Here is a 23,157-nt window from a genome sequence, read left to right as displayed (position 1 = left end):
AAATACAATAAACCGACTTCTCGCTCACAACCTGAAATGAAATTATAGATCCGACTGGTCCATCAATTCGAAATACATGTCGTTTGGATCGTAGTCGAAGTCGAAATCAAACAAATTATCATCGTAATCGTCGCTGTTGTTAATGGCGATGATGTTTTCTAAATCAGAATTTACTTCGGCGTAAGACAATGGATTCATAGCAGCTAATCTTTTTAGTAAAGTTCGTCAGCTGCTGGGAATTACGCTTTACGCGAATGTTATTCTATTGCGAATAAATTCAATGCGAGTTTTAGTACTTACCGGAAAGAAGTTCGCCTCCTAAAGTCGATTTTCGTTCAATACCGAGTGCTTTCATCATTTCGTAGGTAGTTGAAACCGCTGCGCTGGTAACGGGCAATCCTAGTTTTTGCTGTAACGGATCGACAGCCGCTAGAGAAGGCATTTGCACACAGGCAGAAGCTACCACCACATCGGCTCCAGCGATATTTAACCGTTCGGATATTTCCAACAAATTCATGGGATTTTGCGCGGCAACTTCCAAATTATCGGGAATCTCCAAAGCAATGGAATCGATTACGGTAAATCCTTGGTGTTCTAAATAACCAACTACTAAATCGGTTAACGGACGCATGTACGGCGTGATGATACTGATTTTTTTGGCTTTCAAGGTTTGTAAACCGCTAACCAACGCGCCTGCGCTCGTAATTATTGGAGTAGGAGCACCGTTGGCAACAGTTTCGGCATGAAGATTTTTCTCGGAAACGCAATGATACCCATTTCCCATACTCATAATGGCTACTAAACAGGCATAACCCATTACATCTACTCGTGCATCTGACAATTCGACCGCACATTTCAAGCTCATGGCATCCATGGCTTCTAGTTCCTCTTTGGTAACTTTTTTCATGCGCATTCTACTCGAATGAAACGTAAAGCGTTCGGGTAAAATGCTTTCTCTAGCTCGAAAAATAGCAGGGATTTCGGTTTCCATCGTCACGTTCGACGAAGGTACGATCTGGCCAATACGGTATGTTTTTTCTGAACTCATTAAATTTCTTTTACGTGATTTACAAGCGTTCCCAATCGTTCCACGCTGGCTTCAATAAGGTCGCCGTCTTTCAGCCATTCCTGCGGATTTCTTCCGGCACCAACACCAGCGGGAGTTCCTGTTGCAATAATGTCGCCAGGCTCCAAAGTAAAAACGGTACTTAAATCTGAAATTAAATCGGCAATACTGAAAAGCATAAACTTGGTATTGCTGTTTTGTTTTACAATGCCGTTTACGGTAAGTCGTAAGTCTAAATCCTGTGGATCTGAAATTTCATCGGCAGTAAGTAGGGCAGGTCCCATAGGTGCAAAAGTGTCTTGACCTTTGGAAACTATCCATTGTCCGGCACGTCGACAATCGCGTGCTGAGATGTCGTTAATAATGGTGTAACCAAAAATGTGATTATGTGCAGTTTCTTTGCTTATGTTTTTACCACCTGTTCCAATTACAACCGCTAATTCGACTTCCCAATCCAGCTGATTCGTAATTTTTCGATTTAAGAGAACTGCGGTTTGATGTGCGGTAACTGTAGTTGGTGGCTTAGAAAAAATGACGGGCTGTTTCGGCAATTCGTTTGAAGTATCGAGTGTTCGCGCACTTTCGGCTACGTGTTCGGTGTAATTCAATCCGATACCAAAAATATTCTTCCTTGGTTTTGGAATCGGAGCCAGCAACTGGATTTCAGAAAGCTTATGACTTACTTGAACAAATTCTCCTTCTTTCAAACGATTTATACGCAATTGTAGCTGATCTTTCGCTGCTTGTCCGCGATCGATTAGTTCAAGCATCGTTACAGGAATTTCTGGATAATGTGCGTTCAATAGGCGTGTATTAACCACAAAATCGCCCAAAACAACACCCAAGGTTTCACGTTCGTGAAAAAGGAAACTATTTAATTTCATAATGCAATTTTTAATCGGCTTGTTCTTGGTACAAACCTAGTGATTCGATAACTGGTAAATCGTTGAAGGAGAATAAACAGGCATCTTCGGTATCTGATGCATTGTGATGTTCGTGCCACGCCCAAGACGGCACGCAAAATATATCGCGGGTTTTCCAATCGAAACGCTTTCCGGCGATAATCGAATATCCGGAGCCTTTCGCCACTTGATAAACAAACGAACCCGTGTGTCGGTGACGCTTTCCTGAAAATCCAGCAGGAAGTAATTGCATGGAAGCGCCCATGGTTTGCATGACGTGTCCACCCGTAATCGGGTTGCTGTAGCGCATTTTTACACCGTCGTACGCATTAATCGGATTAACTTTTGCTGCCTCGACTAAAGCCGGATAAATCTTCTTCCATTCAAATTTAAATAACGGCGAATACGGCTTATTCCAATTTTCATGAGTAGGGTAAAAACCTGAATTTCCGTAATTTAAAACGGAGTAATTAACAGGGTACTTTAATTCTTGTTTTCCGTCGTAAACAGCATAATCATTCGCTTCCAGAGCATTTACCAGCGGAATATCTAAGCCGTCTTGCCAAACACAGGTTTCGCCATCTTCGGCAACGCCGTGTTCGTGCCAAGTGCTGTTTGGAGTGATTACAAAATCGTTTACTTCAAAGGTTATTTTATGTCCGTCGACAACCGTGTAGCCGCCTTTTCCTTCCATAATGAAACGCAGTGCCGAAGCTTTGTGACGGTGTGCCGAAGTACTTTCGCCGGGTTTTGTAACTTGAATTCCTGTGTACAACCAACCAACAGCTGCACTTACGGCTTTTCGATTGTCGTTAACGAGATAAACCACGCGTCGACCTGCTTGTTCGGGTGTAACCAATTCGGCACTTTTTAAAGCTAAATCACGTAGTTCATCATATTTCCATAACATTGGAACAGAATACGAGCGAGGTTCCCAAGGTTCAATGTCGTTGGCAACGGTCCATAAAGCACCAGCACCCAAGCCTTCTAGTTCTTTGTAATAGGCTTCGAGTTCAGGCGAAGATTTAACTCGCGCTCTTCCTAGTTGGTCGTCTGAATGATTATTATTCATTTGGTAGTATTCAAAAGTATTAAATTATTAAACTCAAAGTAGCTCGAAAATTATTCTAAAATTGATTCGTTTATGGCATTCCAATTTTGCTGTTGCATGTGATACGCAAGAAAATGTTCTTTTCCACTGAATAGCACCATCATTTAGCTATTTGTAATTGAAAGTAAAGGTGTGGTAGAATTGTCAATCATACGAGCTTCTTTTAAACTAATTAAGAGTCGGCCGAACTATCAGGTTAAAGAAACGTTATTCTCTTAGTTTTCGCTGTATTCACACGGAGTTCAAAAATATCGAAACGATTGTAATGTCCTAAAATATCGTGCATTTGCTTGGGTTGGATACATTTACTTAAGTCGATTTCTCCGTAGACAATTCCTTCTTGGTCGATTAACGGTTCGGAAATCGGAACTCCCGTCGGACCGATAATTCCGGAAAAAGCAGCGTGCTCACGACTTAGTAAGTCGGCAGCATTCGGACAATCGGCTTCCAACATCTTAACTGCGTCGGCACCGATGGTTGAACACGAAACTAACGTAAATAGCTTCCCTTCAAACGAATGTGCAGCCGCTCGAATCTTTATAGCATCGGCCATATCATAATCAGGAGGCGCCACAGGTAAGGAAATGTAGTTGGCAATATGTACGTTTTCGTCTTGTGCCAACAAAGTAAATCGCGCCAAAGTATTGGTGTTTTCTCCACAAGCTAAAGTTCCAATATTTCCCGTTTTTGTTGGATATACGCGCAAGGAAGAACCATCGCCAGAAGTCCATGTAAGTTTTTCCGCCCAGGTGGGTACTAACTTTCGGTGCTTTCCAACGATCTCGCCGGTGTTGTCGATTATCAAATTCGTATTGTACAGTTCGCCAAAGCTAGTTCCGCGTTCGTTCATGCCAATAACAATTGTCAAATCAAGTTCCTTTGCTGATTTTTGGATTTTCTGAATAAGAATATCATCAGCCGTTAACGACGATTTATATAAAAGTTCAAACCATTTGCTTCCTTGAACAGGCGTGAGTATCCAGTTCCAATACGGATATGCACAGATAAAAACTTCTGGAAATGCTACTAATTGAGCGCCGTTTCGCGCTACTTCACGCATGATATTGAGCACTTTATCAACCGTTTTTTCAGCATTTAGGAAAACAGGCGATGCTTGGACTACAGCCGCTTTAAATTTCGGAAGTTCTAAACTCATACATATTGATTTAAAAGTTCAATGGTTTTTCTGTCAAAGGGTTCCGATTTCATAGCTTCCGTTGCTGTTGCTAAACGCACGTTCACCAAAGTTGCTTCGCCTGATAAGATTTCTTGGTCGTTTTCTCCCGTGAAGGAAAATTTAAATACGACCGACGATGAACCTAACTTTTGAACGTTTAGTTTTTTGATAACTACGTCGCCAATTCGCGCCGGAGCGGAAAAACGCGTTTGCAGCTGCACCGTTGGTATACCGTTTGTTTCATGTATTTTGGAAAACGGACGTTCTAAAACTTCGGCAAAGAAATCTTCTACTAAATCATTGAGCATTTCAAAATAGCGTGGATAGAACACAATTCCGGCGTAATCGCAATGCCTGAAGCGAATTTTCTCTGTTTTTATAAAAGATTTCATGACGTTCGAAGTTTAAATCGTTGAATTTTTCCTGTTTCCGTTTTGGGAAGTGTCGCTACAAATTCAATATGTCTCGGATATTTGTACGGAGCGGCATGTTCTTTAAACCAATTTTGTATTTGTATTTTGAGTTCGTCGTTTCCGGAAACCGATTCATGCAAAACAACATAAGCAGCAACGAGCATACCTCTGTTTTCGTCGGGTTTTCCTACCACAGCACATTCTTTAATTAACTCGTGTTCCAAAAGTACTTGTTCGACTTCGATAGCTGCTATGTTGTAGCCGGAAGAAATAATCATGTCATCGCCACGTGCTACAAACTGGAAAAAGCCATCGGCGTCTTTTTGGTAAATATCACCTGTAAAATTCCAACCGTTTTGTACGTAAGCGTCTTGTTTTTCGGTGTTGAAAAGATATTTGCAACCCGTAATTCCACGAACGGCTAGTCGACCTGCTTTATTAATCTCCTGTATTTCATTGCCAAAGTCGTCGAATAATGTCGCTTCGTAACCTGGTATCGGAACTCCTGTAAAACCGATTTTCCGTTTTTCGTGTGAAGATCCGATGAAAATATGCAGCATTTCTGTTGCGCCTATACCATCCAAAATCGGAATTCCCGTAACTTCTTCCCAATCTTTTGCTACTTTAGCGGACAATGCTTCGCCTGCTGAAACGCAATATTTTAAGGTGTCGATGTTATAATCGGCTGCCTTTTCACACATGACACGCCAAGCGGTTGGTGCAGTAAAACAAGTTGTAACGCCTTGTTCTTCGATAGCTTGCAGCAAAACTTCTGGAGCTGGTTTTGGAATGAGTAGGGAAGTAGCTCCATAATACAAAGGAAACAGCAACAAGCCGCCTAATCCGAAGGTAAAACCTAGCGGCGGACTCCCAGCGAAAATCTCTCCTCTTTTAGGTTTCAACGAATATTTCGGAAATCCTTCGCAAATAGCTGCTACATCACTGTGATAATGGGCAGTCATTTTTGGTTTTCCCGTAGTTCCTGAAGTAAAACCTATCAAGGCCAACAGTTCTTCACTGGCAATAAATGGCTGGAAATTGGTACTAAAATTGTATTTCTTTAAAGTAACATTAAAATCAGAGCGATTGAAAAGGAGGAGTTTTGTATTTTCATTTTTTGAAAACGAATCGAGTTCTGAAGCTAACTCGTCTTCGCAAATCATCAAGCTCACAGCAGCCATTTCTGCTATAACTTCTAGTTCCTTCTTCCGCAAAAGCGGCATAGTTGCCACTGCTATAGCTCCAATACGTGCAATTGCTAACCAATACACGGCAAATGCGGCACTGTTGTACCCACGAAGTAACACGCGATTTCCAGACTGAATTCCATAAATGTTTGTCAGTTCATGAGCAGCTTGATTAACTAATTCCAGTAATTGAAAATACGTAAATGAATGATTTTCAGAAATTAAAGCAATGTTATCTCCACAACCCGTCTCAATATTCTTTTCCAAAAACAAAGTCGTGCAATTTCCTTTAAAACGGCGAAATTCCACAAACGGATTATGAGCTAAGCGATTCGCTTCTGGCAATCCATCGTATGCAAAACGGTCGGCAATCATCATTGTGGTTTATGTGATTTTGGTTTTAAAGCTTGTTTCATACGTTCGAGCTGTATGCGTTCAAACTGCGTTGTTTTGAGTAGAGAATCCCACGATCTTTGATAAGCTTTTGGAATCTTATTCAAAGTAACACCTTCATAAGCAGCAGCTTTCATTACAAATCCGGGATTCAATAAAAGTGGCTTTCCTAAGGCAATCAAATCGGCTTTCTCGGCAAGTAAAATGGTATTAATCTGATCGATATCCGTTATTTCACCTGCTGTTATTGTCTTTACATTACAAGCATTTCGAATTTCATCGCTGTAAGGAACTTGCCACATTGGCGTAACTTTTACCTGCTGTTGCGCATGCGTATTTCCTGTCGAAACATTGATGATATCTGCACCATTTTCTTTCAAAGTTGAAACAAAAGTCTGAATATCAGATTTTGAAACGCCTTCGGGATGCCAATCGGTTGCCGAAATTCGCACAGAAATAGGAAAGTCTTTAGCCACAACTGTTCGAATTGCTTTCAAAACATGAATCGGAAATCGCATACGGTTTTCTATGCTTCCTCCGTAATCGTCGTTTCGAAGATTTGTCAAAAGTGAAATAAAACTGCCGAGCAAAAATCCGTGATGCATCTGAATTTCGATACCGTCAAAACCGGCAGAAACAGCTCGTTCTGCGGCAGCCACAAAATCGTTTGTGATGCGTTCTATATCGCTTTCATATAAAATTTCCGGTGTTTTTCCATTTTCATGGAAGGCAATCGCGGAAGGTCCAACGGGTTCAATGACCGATTTCCGACCCGCATGCGCCAATTGAATCCAGATTTTAGTATCCGAATTTTCGTGTATGAAACGATTGATGTTTTGCCACGATTCTTGCTGTTCGGAATTGTAAATACCCGTGCAAGTCTCAGCAATTCTCGAACCTGCACTGACCGCTGTTGCCTCGGTAATGATTAAACCAAGTCCTTGAAGTGCACGTGACGTATAGTGTTGGAAATGCCAATCGTTTGGAAGTCCGTTTTCTGCACAATATTGCCCCATAGCGCTCATGGCAATGCGATTCGACAGCGTACAGCCGTTGATTTTAAAGGGTTGAAAAGCTGGACTGCTAATTGATGCGACATTCTTCTGTGCAAACGCCTGCGCTACAAAATCAGTGAATTTACGGTCGCGGATGCGCAAGTTTTCGTAGGTTACTTTTTTAGCACGTGTCATTACCGCCATAGCAAAAGCTTCAAACGGCTTTTTCACTTGCAAATCCATCGATTCAAACCATTTCAATGAAACTACTGCTGCATGTTGTATAGCTTCTACACGCTTACGCCGATTTTGTTCATATTGTGTATAAACTTCAGGCAAATTTGTTTGATGTGTTTGAACCGCTTCTGCCAAAGCAATAGCCGATTCCATGGCTAATTTGGTACCCGAACCAATGGAAAAATGTGCGGTAGCTTTCGAATCGCCGAGCAAAACGATGTTGTTGTGATGCCAATTTTGGTTGTGAACTTCGGGAAACTGACGCCAAATTGATTTGTTTGTGAGCAAGCCGTGTCCGTCGAGTTCTTCAGCAAATAAATCCTGTAAAACTGCTACTGTTTGCGCTTCGTCGAGTTTATCGAATCCAGCATTTTTCCATGTTGTTTCCGAACATTCGAAAATCCACGTACTTTTTCCGGCTTCGTATTGGTAGGCGTGTGCTACAATGGCACCGTGCGCGGTAGTTCTAAAAAAGTAGGCAAATGCATCTAAGGGTTTTGTAGAACCCATCCACACAAATCGGTTCGAATGCAAAGTAACCTCGGTTTTGAATGTCTCGGAAAATTGCGTTCTAAACTTACTTCCAATTCCGTCGGCAGCAACAATTAAGTCGTATGCTAAAACAGCCGTGTCGGGTTCAATACTTGTTTCGAAATGCAAGTTCACACCTTCTTCTAAGGCGCGTTGCTGCAAGAGTTTGAGTAGGGTTTTCCGGGAACAGCCGCAAAATCCGTTTCCAGAAATTCGAACCGATTTCCCGTTGAGAACCACGTCGAGATCGTCCCAATAAGCAAACGAATTCTTTATTAAATCGTATGATTTTTGATCTTTTTGAAGAAATTCACTTAGTGTTTCATCTGAAAAAACAACACCAAAACCAAAGCTATCATCGGCTTTATTTTGTTCAAAAACCGAAATTTCGAACGTAGGTTGTTGTTTTTTGAGTAAAATCGAAAAGTATAATCCGCCTGGACCACCGCCAATTACTGCTATTTTCATTGTGCGCGTTTTAAAACAAACTGATCGCCTAAGCGTGCATAAAAAGCTCCCGCTAAACGCGAAATTGGCTGGTAAACTTCTAAATCGGTGTGATAGTTCTCGTCCACAATTTGATCGTTTATATGAATCATCACGATTTCTCCGAGAATCATCATACTTCCACCGCGTTGTCCATCGATGTGATGATGATGAATAACCTTACATTCAAACGAAATCGGTGCATTTGCCACACGACGCGGTTTCACTACGGTACTTTCTGCATAAGCGATCTTCGCATAATCAAACTCACTTTCGTGGGAAGGAATCGGTGCTGCCGTATCGTTCATCTGTTCAACTAAATTCTCGGTAACCATATTAACGACAAACTCACCTGTTTGAAGGGCATTACGAGAAGTATCTTTATTGGCATTCGGGCTGTTAGATGCCGAAAACATGAGCGTAGGCGGATCGGCACTCACGGCATTGAAAAAAGAGAAAGGTGCTAAATTGTGCACACCGTCTTCACTGACAGTAGCTACCCAACCAATAGGTCTGGGAATTACAAGTCCGGTGAGCAACTTATAAACCGATTTGAAATCGAGTTCTTCCGGTTTGATTATCATTTTGGATTGTTTTTCCACAAATTAAATAAAAAATAGCTTTTGCAAACGATTTCGTGAACACTCGTTTGTGATTTTTTACTTGTTAACGAATAAAAGTTATTAGATTTGAACTACACGAATTTTTAGCCATGAGTTACTACAAGATTGAAAACCTAGAACAATACTTTAAACATTATAATAAGTCGATCCGCGAACCGCGAAAATTTTGGGGAAAAATTGCCGAAGAGCACTTTGTATGGTACCAAAATTGGGAAAAGGTGGTTGATTTTAATATGGCTGAAGCCGATGTAAAATGGTTTGTTGACGGAAAATTAAATATTGTAAAAAATTGTATCGACCGTCATTTGGCGAAACGTGGTACAAAAACGGCCATTCTCTTTGAACCGAATAATCCCGACGAGGAAGCACAGCACATTTCTTACAACGAATTGCATTCGCGGGTTTGTAAAATGGCAAATATCTACAAAGATTTAGGTGTGAAAAAAGGCGATCGTGTATGCATTTACATGCCTATGATTCCGGAATTGGCAGTAGCTACCTTAGCTTGCGCGCGAATCGGAGCCATTCACTCGGTAGTTTTCGCTGGATTTTCATCAGCTGCACTCGCTGCCCGAATAAACGATGCGGGTTGTAAATTAGTTGTAACAAGCGACGGCGGTTTCCGCGGAAACAAAACCATAAATCTGAAAGAAATTGTCGACGAAGCATTAAAATCGAACGATACCGTAGAGCGTGTAATCGTGGCGAAGCGAACACATACTTCGGTGAATATGACCGACGGGCGCGATATTTGGCTAGACGATTTGTGGGCTGATGCATCCGACAATCACGTGGCAGAAATCATGGACAGTGAAGATCCGCTTTTCATTCTCTACACCAGTGGAAGCACCGGAAAACCCAAAGGAATGGTACACACCACCGCAGGTTACATGGTTTACACGGCTTATACTTTTAAGAATATTTTTAATTACGAAGAGAACGATATCTTCTGGTGTACGGCAGATTTAGGTTGGATAACCGGACATTCTTACATTTTGTACGGACCGTTATTAAATGGTGCAACTACGGTGATGTTTGAAGGAATTCCGACGTTTCCAGATCCGAGTAGATTTTGGCAAGTAATTGAAAAACATAAAATTACGCAGTTTTATACGGCGCCAACAGCGATACGTTCGCTAGCTAAAGAAAGCTTGGATTATGTGCAAAAGTTCCCGCTTTCGTCATTGAAAGTGATTGGTTCGGTTGGTGAACCTATTAATGAAGAAGCTTGGCACTGGTTTAACGATCATGTAGGTGGTAAACGCTGTCCGCTTGTCGATACTTGGTGGCAAACGGAAACGGGTGGCATCATGATTTCGCCTATTGCCTTCGTTACACCTACAAAACCAACTTATGCGACTTTGCCGTTGCCGGGAATCCAACCGGTATTGATGGACGAAAAGCGTAATGAAATCGACGGAAATCAGGTTGTGGGAAGCTTATGCATAAAATTCCCTTGGCCTGCCATTGCACGAACCATTTGGGGCGATCACGAACGATATAAGAAAACGTATTTCTCTACATTTCCTGGAAAATACTTCACCGGTGACGGTGCACTGCGCGACGAAGTAGGTTATTACCGAATTACCGGACGCGTTGACGATGTTGTAATTGTTTCCGGACATAATTTAGGAACTGCGCCAATTGAAGACGCCATAAACGAACATCCAGCTGTTGCAGAAAGTGCAATCGTTGGATTCCCGCACGACATCAAAGGAAACGCTCTTTATGGCTTTGTGATTTTGAAAGAAGAAGGAATGACCCGTAATCACGACAACTTGCGCAATGAAATTAATCAAGTGGTTGCAAGTCAGATCGGACCGATTGCTAAATTGGATAAAATTCAGTTTGTAAGTGGATTACCCAAAACGCGATCTGGAAAGATAATGCGACGAATTCTTAGAAAAATCGCCGAAAATAACGACGCTGATTTTGGAGATATTACAACCTTACTCAATCCAGAAGTTGTCGACGAAATTAAAAAAGGAAAGTTGTAGACCTTGCACGCTGTAACATAATCCCACGTAGTGCAGTAGGGAAGACCCTCAAACGAAATGAAACCAAAAATTGTGATCGCGGGAGGCGGATTAGCCGGTTTAACTGCCGCGATTCACCTGCGTATGAATGGTTTTGATGTTACGGTAATCGAAAAAAATAAGTATCCGCATCACAAAATGTGTGGCGAATATTTGTCTAATGAAGTAGTTTCTTACTTGCGGCAAATAGGTGTGGATATTTTGTCTTTACAACCGAAAAATCTTGACACACTGCGATTTGTGTTGGAAAACGGTAAGCAATTGGAGTGTACATTGCCACTTGGAGGTCTGGGAATCAGTCGATTTGCCCTCGATTCACTGCTGTACCAACGCGCGAAAGCTATTGGCGTCGACTTTATTTTTGAAAAAATAGACAACATCAGCTTCCATGAAAATGTATTCACTATTGCAATTCGCAGTGATCAGACACTAACAGCCGATTACGTTTTAAACGCTTTGGGAAAGAAAAGTGTTGTCGATGTTCAATTTCAGCGAAAGCACACCTATAAAAATGCAGATTGGATTGCGGTCAAAGCACACTACAAAGGCGATTTCCCCGAACACATCGTTGGATTATACCATTTTACCGGCGGTTACTGCGGCGTTTCTAAAATCGAAAACAACGAATTAAATATTTGCTTTCTTGCCAAACAAGAGTTGCTCGAGCAAAACAAAACCATATCCGAATTAATTAAAAACGTTCTTTTTAAAAATGCGCCGCTTCGAGAAATCTTCGAAAAAAGCACTTCCACCTTTGAAAAACCAATTGCCATCAGCGGAATTTCTTTTGAAAAGAAAACCAAATCAGAAAAACATATCTTAATGATTGGCGATTCTGCCGGTTTGATACATCCGCTTTGTGGAAACGGAATGGCAATGGCCATAAAAAGTGCGCGTTTGATTTCGGAAATACTGACAAAATATCCCGAACCCACAAAAATAAATCGAATACGTGTCGAGAAAATGTATCAAAAAGATTGGAACAAGGCGTTTTCAGGACGATTATGGATGGGCCGACAAATCTCTAAAGTTTTCCAAAATCAAGTCATTGCCGACAAATTGTTCCCTATCTTCGTGAGGTACCCGCAGTTGTTGAAATTCGTTATCAAACAAACGCACGGCAAACAAGAATCCACATGATAAGTACTCGAACGCGCTCTACAGAACCGGAAATCATGGACGACATGAATTTAGAAGGTTCGGAGCTGACAGACGCACTCGATAAAATTGCGTGGATCAATCAAATTTTAGGAGGGAATCGGGTTACAATTAACGGAATTGAACAACTTCTTCGAAACAAAAATCAAAAGGAAGTACATATTGTTGATTTAGGTTGCGGAAACGGCGACATGCTCAGAACCATAAAAATTTGGGCTCAGAAACGTAACTTAAATGTTCGTCTAACGGGAATCGACGGGAATCAAGCCACTATAAATCATGCAATTAAACTATCTGATAGTTCGATTCGCTATAGCTGTTCCGATTTTCTACAGGTAGTTCCCGATGAACCCATTGATATTGTAATTTGCACATTAACCTTGCATCATTTTGAAGACGAATTGTTGCTGGAGGTGATTCGAAAATATTATGAGAAAGCAAATATCGGGTTGGGAATCAATGATTTACATCGGTCTAAACAAGCGTATTATTTGTTCACAGCTTTGGCGTTTGTTTTCCGTTTAAACCGAATGTCGACATCCGACGGACTAGTTTCGATTTTACGGGGTTTCAAAAAAGCTGATTTTTTGCGTTACGCCAAGCAACTAAATTTCACTAAATTCAGCATTCGTTGGAGGTGGGCGTACCGCTACCAATGGATCATCTATAAAACATGAGTGTACAAATAAGTGCAGTAGCTACCGCAGTTCCCGAGTTTACTAGGAAAACTGCCGAAATCATTCCTTTTTTGGAACAGTGGCTGCACGGCCAAGACGACCGGTTTATTCGTAAAGTGGTAAAAATATTCGAGAGTGCTCTGGTCGATCAACGCTATGCCATTATGGATCCGGTGTCAGTATTTACTGCCGATACTTTCGCACAAAAGAACCGTATCTACAAGGAAGCTGCAATAACACTCGGAACACGCGTCCTTGAACAAGCTTTACAACAAGCAAATTGGAATCCCGAGGAACTCGATTACATCATTACTGTAAGCTGCACCGGAATTATGATTCCATCTTTAGATGCGTATTTGATTAATAAAGTTGGACTTAAGCAAGATGTTGTGCGGCTTCCCGTAACCGAAATGGGTTGTGTAGCAGGCGTGAGTGCATTGATTTATGCAACTCATTTTCTCAAAGCAAACCCAGGTAAAAAGGCAGCAATTGTGGCATTCGAAAGTCCTTCGGCAACATTTCAACTCGACGACTTTAGCATGGCTAATATGGTTAGCGCGGCCATTTTTGGTGATGGTGCTGCCTGCGTTTTACTTTCTGACAGTGAAGAAGTTACACATCCTAAAATTCTGAGCCACGAAATGTATCACTTCTTTGACAAAGAACACATGATGGGATTTGATTTGGTTGAAGGCGGTCTGAAAATGGTTTTAGATGTGGAAGTTCCAGATACGATTGCCGAGCATTTTCCGAACATCATACACCCATTTTTAGAAAAGAACAAACGCACTATCGATCAGATTAATCACCTTATTTTTCATCCAGGTGGGAAGAAGATTATTCAAACCGTCGAAGCACTTTTTGGGGATTTGGGAAAGAATCTAAACGCAACAAAATCAGTATTGTCGCGCTTTGGCAACATGTCGAGCGCAACGGTTTTATTTGTTTTGGAAGAAGTTTTAAAATCGAAACCAAAGTCGGGCGAACTTGGTTTGATGCTGAGTTTTGGTCCGGGTTTTACCGCGCAACGCCTACTAATCGAATTTTAAAATGATGAATGCAAACACCTATATTCTGGCTCAGCTGCCGTACCGAAAACCATTTTTGTTTGTTGATGAAATAACGTCGGTATCCGAAAATGAGATCACCGGAAATTACCGATTGCCCGAAGATGCGTATTTCTATCAGGGACATTTTAAAGATTTTCCGATTACGCCCGGTGTTATTCATACCGAAATTATGGCACAAATAGGAGTAGTTTGTTTAGGGATTTATATAAATCATAATGCATTGTATAATAACAAGATATGCGTACTTACTTCAACTGAAATTAACTTTTTAAAGTCCAGTTTTCCAGGAGATAAACTCACAGTAAAATCAAAGAAAGTATATTTTAGATTTGAAAAATTAAAGTGCGATGTTTCTTTGTTCAATGAAAGTGGCGATGTTTTAGCGAGAGGAAGTATTTCAGGAATGTTAACCGATTTTAATCCAAATGAATAGGAGAGTAGTCATAACCGGATTAGGAGTTGTTGCGCCAAATGCTGTTGGAATACAGAATTTTAGCGATGCCTTACGAACGGGTGCTTCGGGAATTTCGTTCGATCCTGAGCTGGAAGCTCTTCAATTTTCATGTCGCATTTCAGGTACGCCAACATTCGAAAATACAGTACTCGAATCTGTTTTTTCGGAGATCGAACGCCGAAATTTACAATCCACAGGCTTTGTTTATGGCGTTTTAGCAGCGTTGGAAGCATGGAACGACGCGGGGTTATCAATCGAAACAGCGCATCCACGTTGGGAAAGCGGAATTATTTTCGGAAACGGAAGTTTGGGTGTCGGTAAATTCCGCGAAAGCATTCTTCAAATCGATGCACTTCAAACGCGAAGATTGGGAAGTTCGGCGGTAATTCAAACCATGAGTAGTGCCGTAAGTGCGTACGTAGGAGGGAAGCTTGGCTTGGGAAATTGTAACACCTCGAATTCAAGTGCTTGTGCTACGGGAACTGAAAGTATTCTCGCTGCCGCGGAACGGATTGCCACTGGAAAAGCCGATCGTATTTTGGCAGGAAGCAGCAGTGATAGCGGCCCGTACATTTGGGGAGGCTTTGATGCGATGCGTGTTTGTACGTTTAAACACAACGATGAGCCGGAAAAAGGTTCGCGACCGCTTTCGGGTACAGCTTCCGGTTTTGTTCCAGCGGCGGGAGCCGGCGCCTTGGTTTTAGAAGCCTTAGACGTGGCTTTGGAAAGAAACGCGCCGATTTATGGAGAGATTTTAGGCGGACACGTAAACAGTGGCGGTCAACGAAACGGCGGAAGCATGACTGCGCCAAATTCGGTTGCTGTGATTCGATGCATTCAGCAAGCGCTTATTCACTCCGGTATTTCGGCATCTGAAATTGACTTGATAAACGGACATCTAACAGCCACCATAAAAGACAGTACCGAAATTGAAAACTGGACGCAGGCTTTACAAAGGTCTGGAGCAGATTTTCCTCAAATCCAAGCCACAAAAGGACTTATCGGACATACATTGGCCGCAAGTGGTGCCATAGAAACAGTAGCTGCAGTGTTGCAATTGAAAGAGCAGTTTTTACATCCAAACGTAAATTCAGAAGATATTCATCCCGAAATTAGCAATCGAATTGCAGTGGAATGCATTCATCCTACCAAAAAACTGCACAAATTAGATGTTATTGCCAAGGCAAGTTTTGGTTTTGGAGATGTAAATGCTTGTTTGATTCTCAAAAAATATTAAAATGACGCAAACTGAAATTTTAGCAAAACTCACCGAAATTGTTCGACCGTATTCTCAGGAAAGTACTGCAATGGAGCACGTTTCGATGGAAACCGATTTCATAAAAGATTTAAAAATTGATTCAGCCACTTTGGTAGATGTGGTTTTGGATGTGGAAGATGCTTTTGGCATTACAATCGATAATTCGGCCATGGAGAAAATGACGAATGTAGCCAATACGATCGCGGTAATTGAAGACGCAATTTCTCGTAAATGATTGGAAATGATATCATTGATTTGCAAGTCGCGTTAAGCGAAAGTATCGTACTTCAACAACGGCGCTTGGATAAAATTTGTACGTTGGCTGAGCAGCGCTACATTCGACAAGCCGAAAATCCGTGGCAAGCATTTTGGTTGATATGGACTAGAAAAGAAGCCTGCTATAAGGCTTTTCAGCGATTGCATTACATTCACAGTTTTTGTCCGCATCAAATTGAAAACCAAATTGATACGTCGGTAATTTTGTCTGACACGATTTGTTTTCGTGGGAAACAATTTTTCGTACAAACAGCAATAGACGGTTCAAAAATTCATTCGATTTGCAGTAGTTCAGAGGAACGTCTGAAAGAAATACACGTACTCGACGATTTACAAGAATTACTTTATCTGTTTGATTTTAAAAAAGATACGAAGGGACTTCCGTTTCTTCAAACAAAAAACAATCATCGCCGAATTCCGGTATCAAAAAGTTCGCATGGTGCTTTTACGGCGTATGCACTTTTCAAAGCAGACATCGCAAACCTGGACGCTACAGCTTTAATTTATGCTTGAGTTTTTGGTAAATCAGCGCCAAGGCAAAAGCTTTGTCGGTAGTCGATTCTTTATCCGATTCAGGAAGTTTTAATTGTTTTTCGATTTCCTCGATGGCAAAGGTCTTATCTGATGAAATGTCCTTGTACTTTTTGTACATAATGTCTACGTCGAGCGCTTCATTACGCAAACGTCCGCAATTTAGTTTTTCAAGAACCGTGTTAATGATTTCGATGTCAAAATTCACCTGATGGCCAACAATAACCGCATTTCCGAGATAATTAATGAATTGTTCGATGGCTTGCGGTTCCAGCATTTTCTCGACTTTACTTTCAATGATAAATTCGTTCGACAATCCGTTGTCGTGGTTAAAAACGTATTGTAAAAGAACGACTTCAAAAACATCGCCGGCATTTATGTGATTCTGTTGCATACCTACTGCACTAATCGCTAAAATGACATCTTTATGCGGATCGTTTCCGGTAGTTTGTAGTCGTAACGCAACTGCACGTTCCGGTTTTTGTTCGATACGCGAAAGGTAGACTTTCCAGAAGTCGGGATAATTTTTGTTTGCTATTTTAATCCAGTCCAGCATAATTACGAGAAAAAGGTCAGTTGAAACTTACTTTTTACGATTTCTTCTAGTTCTTTTAAGGGAAGAATGGCACTTTTCAGCCGTTCGCGATCCGATTTAGAAAGCTCATCGGTGGCAATGTACGCGGCGTCGGAACCCGATTTGTAACCTTCGTTGGTTCTAATTTTCAACAACATCAAAAATGCTTCCGAAGCCACTTGATATACGTCGGCATGCTTCGGCTCAAGCATCGCCAATTGCTTAAAACGACTGTACGTATTGGTACTTCCTTTGATTTCGCGACTTAAAGCAATAACTCGTGCAATTTCCACGTAAGTAAGAATCGCTCTGTTTTTAATGTCAAACAAATCTTTGTATTCGCCGTCTTCTTCCAAATTAAATTTAGAGAAAAATCCAAGTGCTGGCGGACGTTTGATCGCTTCGTTAGCCAAATAAGCCAAGAATTTTTTGTTTTTCGGAACAACCGACATGACATGTTCCCACAAGCTTTCTTCAATTTTTGCTTCGCCGGCCGCAAGTTCAAAATCAAAGAAAATTCCTGGATTCTCCTGATTTTTCAAACCAGGCTTCGAAGTCCAGTCGCTGTATTGCTGTATCCAATCGGAAAACGATTTGCACCAATTGAGATTGTTGGCCATGTGCTTATTCGGACATTCGCTGTAGCCGATATCTGAAAGAAACTGTGTTGTTCGTTTTGACAAACGTAAAAAGTACTCACGCACGGCAGTAACTCGATCTATTGCCACATCTTCATAAACCAAAAAATGATCTTGATCGGTCTTCAACAACTGTTCTTTACGTCCTTGACTACCCGTGGATAAAAACGCGAAGCGGCAAGGAGGGGAGCCGTAATCTAAAACAGCAAGATCGATACAACGTTTAATTAAAGCCATATTTACTTCGCCTGTAATAGCACAAACGTGAGAAAGCGGAACCTTTTTCTCAATTGCTAATTGAATGAAATCGGTCATTTTTTCACGTAAATCTTTCAATTCAGAAACGCTCAGTGCTTTTTTGATCTCTTTAATTAATAATCCCGGGTTATTCGCTTGCGCGGAAATGAGATCCGAAAGATGAATAACTCCTGTAATTGCTGTCGTTTCCGTACCATCGGCAGAAACTAATAGGAGTGGTGCATTATGGCGAATGATAGACAACTGTGCTTCGGCTAGCGACGTATTTTCAGGGACAAAAACGTAATTTTTTGAGGCAATTAACTGACAAGCAGCCGTTAGCGGCAAGCGTCCGGTAGCAATTTTTGAACTTAAATCGTGTTCAGTAACTACACCTAAAAGCATATTATTATGTAAAATAACTGCGCTTTGTTTCAGATTGTCAGTCATTTGCTGTGCAACCACTTGTACGGTATCCGAAGCTTTAACGAATAGCGGTTTTTTGTCGTAGGAAAGTGATTGGAAATACTGTAATTCTGTAGAACCTTCCGGACCACGAACCGTATCGTTAACGAGTCCGCTTTTACCCATAGTGCTGAGCGAATTTCGCGGAGCGGTAGAGGCAAAACTCTGAAGAAGAAAATCTAATACCTGGCTATTGGTAAGTAACAGCGGACGAAAGGTGTCGATCGGAATGCCGTAAACTATGCTTTCTTCACGGGCTTTGGCCGTCATCATATAGTTATTCTTCGCAAAAAACGGTCGTAATCCCAAAATTTCTCCGGTTTCGCAGCGATTTAATAGCGTTTCTTCAGCGTCGGCAACAACAGACAAATTTATGGCGCCGCTCGCAACGATGTAAAAGAACGGATGCAGCGGATCGTCGACTTTAAATAAAATCTGATTTTTCTCTAGTGTACGAATTTGCAAGGTCGCGGCCACGGAAACCAATTCTTCGAACGGAATTTCGCTGAAGGGTTGATAGGCGGCAAGAAACGTGGCTAATCTTTCGGCTAAAGTATTTTTCATAACACTCGTAAATATAAGCGAAAAAGATCTGAATATTGGTGATAGAAAGCTTTCTTTATAAATTTTCTATTTTACATAATATAAATTATAGTTCAATTTTAAATGTAATAAAATCAATCGTCAATAGATTCTAATATCTTCAACCTAAATAATTTACTTATTTCCAACTCAAGCTTTTCTTTATAATTTTCGGTAAGCCATTCACGATAATTCTTACTGACATTGCTCAAGCACATTGTATATTTCTTAACCCGATATCCGATTTCTTCGTGCAACAATTTGGAAAGCTTTTTGGCTTCGTAAGCTGTATCGGCATTTTCAACGCACATCTTAGCGTGCTGCGCCATTGACAAGTCGAGAACTGTCTTTGCTTTCCGGTTAAATCGAACCGTTTCGGCAAATTCTTTTTCCACATCAAAAGGCTCAATTTTAGAATTTGAAAAATGCTTGGCGACTTCTGGCGGCATTTCGTAAACAAAATTCGACTCAATTTCAGCGTCTTCGCGAAGATTTTCCAAGTAGTATTCGGGCGATTTAAAAATGTGTTGCCAGTTTACAGGTGCGCTCCAGAGACCGAATCGTGCCGCATTATTTCCCAAATCGATAACCGTAAACGAATCTTTTCCAGGTAAACGTCGTGATCCACGCCCAATCATCTGAAAATAAAGTGTCAACGATTTTGTAGCTCGGTTCAAAATTACGGTTTCAACCGTCGGCTCGTCGAAACCTGTTGTTAATATTCCAACAGAAGTTAAAATAGCGTCCGGTGTATTCTTGAACCATTTTAAAATTGCTTTACGATCTGCTGTATTGGTCGTATTATCAAGGTGTTTAATTGGCAATTTTGCATTTTTAAACGTCTCTAAAACATATAAAGATGTACTAATACCGTTGTTAAAAATGAGCGTTTTCTTCCCTAGAGATTTCTCCATATAAGCATGCAACAACTTTTCTTGCATGGCTAGATTTGTGTAGAGATCATCGCTCGATTTTACGGTATAATCTCCATTAATTCCTACTTTCAAGCTCGTTAAACCCACATCGTATGAGTACGTTATTGCTTTGGCTAAATAGCCGTTATCAATCAAATTTGCGATGGTATCGCCTACGATAAGTTCGTCGTAGTTCTGATTCATCGGTAACTTGATGTTCGAACTCAAAGGAGTTGCCGTAACACCGAGAATAAACGACTGTGGAAAAGAACTTAACAATTTTCGAAACGAGTTGTAATGCGCTTCATCGATAATAACGAGACCAATGTTATCTAATTGAAGAACAGCGTCGTTAATACGATTTTTCAAGGTTTCGACCATCGCAACAAAACATTTGTAGTCTTTTTGATCTGGAAGTTCCTTTATTTTACTATTAATGACCTTATTGCTTACGCCAAAATCGCGCAACATTTTTGAGGTTTGTTTACACAATTCAATTCGGTGCGTAAGGACCACAACTTTTTTGTCGACTTTCTCGATATACCTGCGTACGATTTCAGAAAAAATCACAGTTTTTCCACCGCCTGTAGGAAGTTGATACAGCAAATGATAGTTGGGCTTTGTTTGCTCCATCCGCTCAAAAATGCGATCAATATCCTCACGCTGATAGCCGTACAACGTTCTCCGCTCCTCTGCCTCTACTTCTATTATGGGTTGTTCTATCAAACTACGAAAATTGAAATTTTGCAAATTTACTTCCTTTTTTTGGGCTGTAGATTAACTTTATGATAATAATCTAAAACATCTTAAACAATTTATAAAATGCCCTTGAGGAATAGCCGATTAGCTCACGTAAATACTGACCTTAATCAAGAATTGCCGACTTTAGTTCTAAAGCTCTTAAAGTCGTTACTTTTCTAATAATTTTTGAAATTCGCTTTTGGAAAGTAATTCTGCGTGAATGTCGGCGAAATTTGTAGCATTCGGCCAATTTTGTATTTCAACATCTTGGATGATTTGTGCAATTTCCCGCTGATTGTCGGCATAAAATCCGTGTTGCATAGAGAACTTAATCAATTGCACAAAATTGGTGTAGGTTCCTTTGTAGAAGTTTTCGTGGCGGATGTAGCGTTTTCGGCTGTATTTGAGCTGTAGCTGAATATTGAAAAACATCAATTCAATGATTTTTTCCGGCGCCATTTCCAGCGAAATAAAGTGTTTGATGAAGTTGTTAGCCACCGTTCGGCGGAGCTTCGCACGCTTTAAAGTCTTTGGAAAATACTCGGCTTCGATCTTAACTTTCGCGGCATCGATCATTTTTTGTGTTTGAGGAGCAAATACAAAATCGAAATACACTTTTACCGGTTTGAACTTGTCGTACAACAAAGTTACCAAGTCCTCCAACGGTTCTCTTGGCATTTCGGAAATGTACTTTTTCAAAGCTCTTTTACTCATAGCAACGTTTCTATATTCCAAATATATCGTGAAAATTGAAGGATTGCTGATACCTATTCTATATTTTTGATGAAAATTTCGCAAGTGGAAAAATTAAAGCAAAAAGTACAACGCAAATTCCTTAAACCTGTCGCTAATTTTGTGAGTAAATCGACAGCGGGAAGTTTGTTTTTACTTGTAGCTACGCTAGCCGCCGTTTTTATAGCCAATAGCAGTTATGCCGATTGGTACCATCACTTCTGGAAGCAAAAATTTGGCTTTTCGTTCGACGGACAGTTGTATTTGGAAAAAGACTTACATCATTGGATAAATGATGGTTTGATGGCCATTTTTTTCTTTGTCGTTGGATTGGAACTTAAGAGAGAAATCGTTGCCGGCGAGCTATCCGAAGTAAAAAAAGCGGCACTCCCGATTTTTGCAGCTCTTGGCGGCATGTTGGTTCCAGCGGCTATTTTCTTGGTTTTCAATCACGATAATCCGCAAGCTGTTTCGGGCTGGGGAATTCCTATGGCAACCGATATTGCTTTTGCGTTGGGAATTATTTACTTCTTGGGCGATCGCATTCCCGATTCGCTGAAGGTGTTCTTGGCCGCTTTGGCTATTGCCGACGATCTTGGAGCTGTACTCGTAATTGCGTTTTTCTACACTTCTGAAATTGAATTAACTAATTTGGGCGTGGGTGCACTTTTTCTGTTAGTCTTGCTTTTAGCGAACCGTTTAGGCGTTCGAAATACCGCTTTTTACGGGATTATAGGAGTTTCAGGAGTTTGGCTCTCTTTTTTATTATCGGGAGTTCACGCGACGATTGCCGCGGTTTTAATCGCATTTACAATTCCATCTCGAACCAAAATCGAGGAAACCGAGTTTGCTGTGAAAATGAAAGAGGACTTAAGTGATTTTGAAACGGCCGAAGGCAATGAATTTCCGACACTTACCTCGGAACAACTTCATTTATTGGAACGCATGAATCGAAACATCGATGCCGCGCTCACGCCTTCGCAGAAATTAGAGTACAAACTTCACCCAATTGTTGCCTTTCTAATTTTACCCATCTTTGCTTTTGCAAATGCTGGTGTTACTGTTTCTGGAAATATAGTTGAACAATTACTGTCAAACGTGGCGTTAGGCGTGGCATTGGGTTTGGTTTTAGGAAAGGTCATCGGTGTATTTTTAACCTCTTACCTCCTACTCCGATTAAAATGGGTTCAACTGCCTGTTGGTGTCTCGTTATATCAGCTTTTTGGCGTTTCTTTTTTAGCTGCCATTGGTTTTACTATGTCGCTTTTCGTGACCGAACTGGCCTTCACAGATGCACAACTGATTACAGAAGCTAAAGTCGGCATCTTTGCAGCTTCTTTACTTGGTGGAAGTTTAGGCTACCTGCTTCTCTCTAAAAATAAGTCTAATTTAATTGTTGAATAAATCGTGTTTAAATTATTTAAATTCACAGCTTTACTGGAAGGAGTTTCGTTATTAATTTTGCTTTTTATTGCGATGCCATTAAAGTACATTTGGGGTGATCCGCTGGCTGTAAAATACGTGGGAATGGCTCACGGCTTGCTTTTTATCGCTTACGTTATTTTCGCAATCATGCTTAAAGACGAACGAAATTGGGATTTGAAGCGAACTGCGTTAATATTGCTAGCATCTGTGGTTCCGTTTGGAACTTTTTACGCTGAAAAGAAATTATTTTGATTCAAAATTATCTCAA

23 protein-coding genes are annotated in these 23,157 nt (G+C 40.9%); 10 read left to right on the top strand and 13 right to left on the bottom strand.

From position 1 onward, the window contains the following. Positions 1-42 precede the first annotated feature (42 nt). The 9 genes from CHX27_RS15555 to CHX27_RS09655 form a co-directional block, all read right to left on the bottom strand. The gene (locus CHX27_RS15555) at positions 43-198 is read right to left on the bottom strand and encodes a hypothetical protein (RefSeq protein ID WP_165764487.1); all 156 of its coding nucleotides are present in this window, start codon (positions 196-198) and stop codon (positions 43-45) included. Positions 199-289: 91 nt separating this feature from the next. Then, complete coding sequence (locus CHX27_RS09690; protein ID WP_094486572.1) at positions 290-1,048, bottom strand: maleate cis-trans isomerase family protein; 759 nt, start codon at positions 1,046-1,048, stop codon at positions 290-292. Next, positions 1,048-1,950, bottom strand: coding sequence for a fumarylacetoacetate hydrolase family protein (locus tag CHX27_RS09685; RefSeq protein ID WP_094486571.1), 903 nt, complete (start codon positions 1,948-1,950; stop codon positions 1,048-1,050). Before CHX27_RS09685 ends, CHX27_RS09690 begins: the two co-directional genes overlap by 1 nt. Before the next feature lie 10 nt (positions 1,951-1,960). After that, positions 1,961-3,040, bottom strand: a complete 1,080-nt coding sequence (locus CHX27_RS09680; protein ID WP_094486570.1) for a cupin domain-containing protein — start codon at positions 3,038-3,040, stop codon at positions 1,961-1,963. Positions 3,041-3,275: 235 nt separating this feature from the next. After that, positions 3,276-4,235 carry a carbon-nitrogen hydrolase family protein gene (locus tag CHX27_RS09675; RefSeq protein WP_094486569.1) on the bottom strand — a complete coding sequence of 320 codons (960 nt, stop codon included), beginning with the start codon at positions 4,233-4,235 and terminating at the stop codon, positions 3,276-3,278. Then, positions 4,232-4,648 carry an acyl-CoA thioesterase gene (locus CHX27_RS09670; RefSeq protein WP_094486568.1) on the bottom strand — a complete coding sequence of 139 codons (417 nt, stop codon included), beginning with the start codon at positions 4,646-4,648 and terminating at the stop codon, positions 4,232-4,234. Before CHX27_RS09670 ends, CHX27_RS09675 begins: the two co-directional genes overlap by 4 nt. After that, complete coding sequence (locus tag CHX27_RS09665) at positions 4,645-6,234, bottom strand: AMP-binding protein (protein WP_094486567.1); 1,590 nt, start codon at positions 6,232-6,234, stop codon at positions 4,645-4,647. Before CHX27_RS09665 ends, CHX27_RS09670 begins: the two co-directional genes overlap by 4 nt. Then, complete coding sequence (locus CHX27_RS09660; protein ID WP_094486566.1) at positions 6,231-8,480, bottom strand: oxidoreductase; 2,250 nt, start codon at positions 8,478-8,480, stop codon at positions 6,231-6,233. The genes CHX27_RS09665 and CHX27_RS09660 overlap by 4 nt, the downstream gene beginning before the upstream one ends. After that, positions 8,477-9,082, bottom strand: a complete 606-nt coding sequence (locus tag CHX27_RS09655; protein ID WP_094486565.1) for a flavin reductase family protein — start codon at positions 9,080-9,082, stop codon at positions 8,477-8,479. Before CHX27_RS09655 ends, CHX27_RS09660 begins: the two co-directional genes overlap by 4 nt. Positions 9,083-9,210: 128 nt before the next feature. Between CHX27_RS09655 and acs the strand changes: the two genes are divergently transcribed. Genes acs through CHX27_RS09615 form a run of 8 tightly spaced genes read left to right on the top strand, consistent with a single transcriptional unit; the run spans position 9,211 to position 16,563 of the window. Further along, positions 9,211-11,118: an acetate--CoA ligase gene (acs, locus tag CHX27_RS09650; protein ID WP_094486564.1), complete on the top strand. Its 1,908-nt coding sequence runs from the start codon at positions 9,211-9,213 to the stop codon at positions 11,116-11,118. A 57-nt stretch (positions 11,119-11,175) separates the two neighbouring features. Then, a complete protein-coding gene (locus tag CHX27_RS09645) occupies positions 11,176-12,297 on the top strand; it encodes an NAD(P)/FAD-dependent oxidoreductase (RefSeq protein WP_094486563.1) in 1,122 nt (373 codons plus the stop codon). After that, complete coding sequence (locus CHX27_RS09640; protein WP_243388981.1) at positions 12,294-12,992, top strand: methyltransferase domain-containing protein; 699 nt, start codon at positions 12,294-12,296, stop codon at positions 12,990-12,992. Before CHX27_RS09645 ends, CHX27_RS09640 begins: the two co-directional genes overlap by 4 nt. Then, complete coding sequence (locus CHX27_RS09635; protein WP_094486562.1) at positions 12,989-14,041, top strand: type III polyketide synthase; 1,053 nt, start codon at positions 12,989-12,991, stop codon at positions 14,039-14,041. Before CHX27_RS09640 ends, CHX27_RS09635 begins: the two co-directional genes overlap by 4 nt. Position 14,042: 1 nt before the next feature. Beyond that, positions 14,043-14,495 carry a 3-hydroxyacyl-ACP dehydratase FabZ family protein gene (locus CHX27_RS09630; protein ID WP_317048279.1) on the top strand — a complete coding sequence of 151 codons (453 nt, stop codon included), beginning with the start codon at positions 14,043-14,045 and terminating at the stop codon, positions 14,493-14,495. Continuing rightward, complete coding sequence (locus tag CHX27_RS09625; protein ID WP_094486561.1) at positions 14,488-15,753, top strand: beta-ketoacyl-[acyl-carrier-protein] synthase family protein; 1,266 nt, start codon at positions 14,488-14,490, stop codon at positions 15,751-15,753. The genes CHX27_RS09630 and CHX27_RS09625 overlap by 8 nt, the downstream gene beginning before the upstream one ends. A gap of 1 nt (position 15,754) precedes the next feature. Further along, entirely contained in the window at positions 15,755-16,009 is a 255-nt protein-coding gene (locus CHX27_RS09620) for an acyl carrier protein (RefSeq protein ID WP_094486560.1), read from the top strand. After that, positions 16,006-16,563, top strand: coding sequence for a 4'-phosphopantetheinyl transferase family protein (locus CHX27_RS09615; protein ID WP_094486559.1), 558 nt, complete (start codon positions 16,006-16,008; stop codon positions 16,561-16,563). The genes CHX27_RS09620 and CHX27_RS09615 overlap by 4 nt, the downstream gene beginning before the upstream one ends. On the opposite strand, the gene CHX27_RS09610 is transcribed toward CHX27_RS09615, so the two are convergent. The 4 genes from CHX27_RS09610 to CHX27_RS09595 form a co-directional block, all read right to left on the bottom strand. Continuing rightward, positions 16,541-17,137, bottom strand: coding sequence for a 3'-5' exonuclease family protein (locus CHX27_RS09610; protein ID WP_094486558.1), 597 nt, complete (start codon positions 17,135-17,137; stop codon positions 16,541-16,543). The genes CHX27_RS09615 and CHX27_RS09610 overlap by 23 nt on opposite strands. 2 nt (positions 17,138-17,139) lie before the next feature. Then, entirely contained in the window at positions 17,140-19,059 is a 1,920-nt protein-coding gene (locus CHX27_RS09605; protein WP_094486557.1) for a DUF294 nucleotidyltransferase-like domain-containing protein, read from the bottom strand. A 113-nt stretch (positions 19,060-19,172) separates the two neighbouring features. Beyond that, positions 19,173-20,714: a DEAD/DEAH box helicase gene (locus CHX27_RS09600; protein WP_094486583.1), complete on the bottom strand. Its 1,542-nt coding sequence runs from the start codon at positions 20,712-20,714 to the stop codon at positions 19,173-19,175. 186 nt (positions 20,715-20,900) lie between these two features. Then, complete coding sequence (locus CHX27_RS09595; RefSeq protein ID WP_094486556.1) at positions 20,901-21,446, bottom strand: DUF6155 family protein; 546 nt, start codon at positions 21,444-21,446, stop codon at positions 20,901-20,903. Between the two features lie 84 nt (positions 21,447-21,530). Between CHX27_RS09595 and nhaA the strand changes: the two genes are divergently transcribed. Together nhaA and CHX27_RS09585 are read left to right on the top strand one after the other, a co-directional pair. Then, positions 21,531-22,868: a Na+/H+ antiporter NhaA gene (gene nhaA, locus CHX27_RS09590; RefSeq protein WP_394335694.1), complete on the top strand. Its 1,338-nt coding sequence runs from the start codon at positions 21,531-21,533 to the stop codon at positions 22,866-22,868. A 3-nt stretch (positions 22,869-22,871) separates the two neighbouring features. Continuing rightward, positions 22,872-23,141 carry a DUF3817 domain-containing protein gene (locus tag CHX27_RS09585; protein WP_094486554.1) on the top strand — a complete coding sequence of 90 codons (270 nt, stop codon included), beginning with the start codon at positions 22,872-22,874 and terminating at the stop codon, positions 23,139-23,141. Positions 23,142-23,157: the final 16 nt, after the last annotated feature.

This window comes from Flavobacterium aurantiibacter (genome assembly GCF_002251775.1).
Classification (GTDB): Bacteria; Bacteroidota; Bacteroidia; order Flavobacteriales; family Flavobacteriaceae; genus Flavobacterium; species Flavobacterium aurantiibacter.
This window is presented reverse-complemented; position numbering and strand designations above follow the sequence as displayed.